Source organism: Nocardia vinacea NBRC 16497, from assembly GCF_000308835.1.
Taxonomy (GTDB): Bacteria; Actinomycetota; Actinomycetes; order Mycobacteriales; family Mycobacteriaceae; genus Nocardia; species Nocardia vinacea.
The window spans coordinates 1-2,764 of sequence record NZ_BAGN01000337.1 but is presented as its reverse complement, the minus strand read 5'-3'; the positions used below and the strand labels follow the sequence as shown (position 1 = coordinate 2,764).

General features: G+C 65.7%; 1 protein-coding gene. It reads right to left on the bottom strand.

All coding sequences use genetic code 11. From position 1 onward, the window contains the following. A partial coding sequence (locus ON44_RS33855; protein WP_040698184.1) for a type I polyketide synthase occupies positions 1-2,764 on the bottom strand: 2,764 nt, incomplete at both ends.

Sequence of the window (2,764 nt, the reverse complement as noted above, 5' to 3'; positions counted from 1 at the left end):
CCCGCGGCGACGCGCGTCGGAAAGCCGCTCCACGACCAGGACACCGACACCTTCCGACCAGCCTGTCCCATCAGCAGCCTCGGCGAAGGATTTGCAGCGCCCGTCGGCCGCCAGTCCTTTCTGGCGGGAGAACTCGATGAACGTGTCGGGTGTCGCCATGACCATCACACCACCCACCAGCGCCATCCCGCACTCACCGGCACGCACGGCCTGCACGGCTTGGTGCAACGCGACCAGCGACGACGAGCACGCGGTGTCCACCGACACCGCCGGACCTTCCAGTCCCAGCACATACGACACCCGGCCCGATACGACGCTCGTGGCGCCGCCGGTCAGCCGGTATCCCTCGACTCCGGCGTCGCCGTCGCTTCGGCCTATGCCGTAGGACTGGTCGCTGACGCCGATGAATACGCCGGTGTCGCTACCGCGCAACGAGACCGGGTCCACCCCGGCGTCTTCGAGGGCTTCCCACACCGTTTCCAGCAGCAACCGCTGCTGCGGATCCATCGCAACCGCTTCCCGCGGGCTGATCCCGAAGAACCCGGCATCGAACAACCCCGCATCGTGCAGGAACCCACCCTCACGCGTGTAGGACTTACCCGCCACACCCGGTTCGGGATCGAACAACCCCGCATCCCAACCCCGATCCAACGGCCACTGCGACACCACATCCCGGCCCTGGGCCACGACCTGCCACAGCTCTTCCCGCGAGGACACACCGCCCGGGAGACGACATCCCACACCCACGATCGCTATCGGCTCGGCTGAATCGCCCACCACATCCGGTTCAGCGACAACAGGTGCTCCGGCCAGCTGCTGGTACAGATGTTCAGCAACCGCCCTGGGAGTCGGGTAATCAAAAGTAAGAGTGGCTTGGACTGCGACTCCGGTGGTGGTCTTGATCCGGTTGCGGGCTTCGACCGCTGTCAGGGAATCGAATCCGAGTTCCTGGAAGTTGCGGTCGGCATCGATCGCGGTTATGTCGTCGTGCCCGAGCACGATCGCTACGTCCGCGCGCACAAGATCCAGCAGTAGCTCGATCTGTTCGGTGTCCTTCAGGCCCGACAAGCGTTGCTGCAGTTGCGATCCCGGCACCCCGCCGCTGGTATTGCCGACCGCCCGGCGGGCACCGGGAACCAGGTTGTTCAGTATCGGCGCCAATACCCCGGCCCTGGCCTGCGCCGCAAGCGCGGTGATGTCGAACCGCACCGCCAACACCGAGGACTGGTCTTGAGCGACAGCGGCGTTGAACATCGCCATGCCCTGGTCATCGGTCAACGCCAGCATGCCGCCACGGTTCATGCGTGCGGTGTCGCCACCATCGAGGTGACCGGTCATCCCGGTCGATGATCCCCACAAACCCCACGCGATCGACGTCGCCGCCAACCCTCGAGCCCGCCGGTACTCGGCCAACCCGTCGAGGAACTGATTGGCCGCCGCGTAGTTGCCCTGACCGGGCGAACCCAGCACACCGGTGACCGAGGAGTACATGACGAACATCGCCACATCCAGCTCACGAGTCAGCTCGTGCAGATACCAGGCCGCATCCGCCTTCGCGGAAAGTACCGTGTCCAGGCGTTGTGGTGTCAACGATGCGATCACACCGTCGTCGAGCACACCCGCCGCATGCACCACCCCGACCAAAGGATCCTCGTCCGGTACCGCGGCCAGCAGTTGCTCGACCCCGGCACGGGTGGACACATCACAGGCCACCACCGCCACCCGCGCACCCGAACCGGTCAACTCCTCGACCAACTCACGCGCACCCTCCGCAGCCAAACCCCGGCGAGAAGCCAACACCAGCGACCGCACACCCCGCACACCCACCAGATGCCGGGCCAGGATCCGACCCAAACCACCGGTACCACCGGTCACCACCACAGTCCCACCGGCACCCGACACGGTCGCAACGGCATCCGAGATATCCGATGCCGTGCCCGTGTCGCTGCGCTCGGGTACACGGACCAGTCGCGCGGTATGCGCGATACCGTCGCGGATCAGTACCTGAGGCTCCCCCACCGCCACAGCCAACGACACGATCTCGGCCAGATCGGTGCCATCGATGCCGTGGATATCTGTATCGAGGAGCAAGATCCGGCCCGGATCCTCGATTTGGGCCGAACGCACCAAGCCCCACACTGCCGACGCCGCCGGATCAACCGCCAGGTCGATGCGTTCAGCAGCCTCATCGATGCGGTCGCCCGTCACAGAGACCGCTGCCCGGGTGAGGATCAGCAGCGTGCTGGAAGCGAACCGCTGCTGGGTCGAGAATTCCTGCAGCACGCCCAGCACCCGTTGACCGGTGGCGCGTGTCTTGGCCAGCATGTCGGCCCCGTCACCAACGCTGGTGTCATGTTCACTCTCACGGCAGTCGAGCACCACCACCGGAGGCGTCGGCGGCCAACCGATGGGTTCTGGGTCGAGGGACTCCAGTTGCAGGTCGGTCCATTCGGCAAATGACACTTCCCGCAGTTGCACGGTTGTAGGTGTCCAGTGCAGGGTGTGCAGGCGGTCCTCGGTCGCTGTCGCAGTGACCAGCTGGGCGAATTGGACCGAGCGCAGTGTCAGCGATCCGATGGTGAGGACCGGTCGACCGTCGAGGTCGAACACGGTTATGCGTACCGTGTTGTGGCCGTGGGGGGTGATTCTGGCGCGCACGGTCGAGGCCCCGACTGCATGCAACTGCACTGCTTCCCATGCGAAGGGCAGCAACGGACCCGCACTGGTGTCGTGGCCGGTGGTCATGGCGTGCAGGACGGCATCC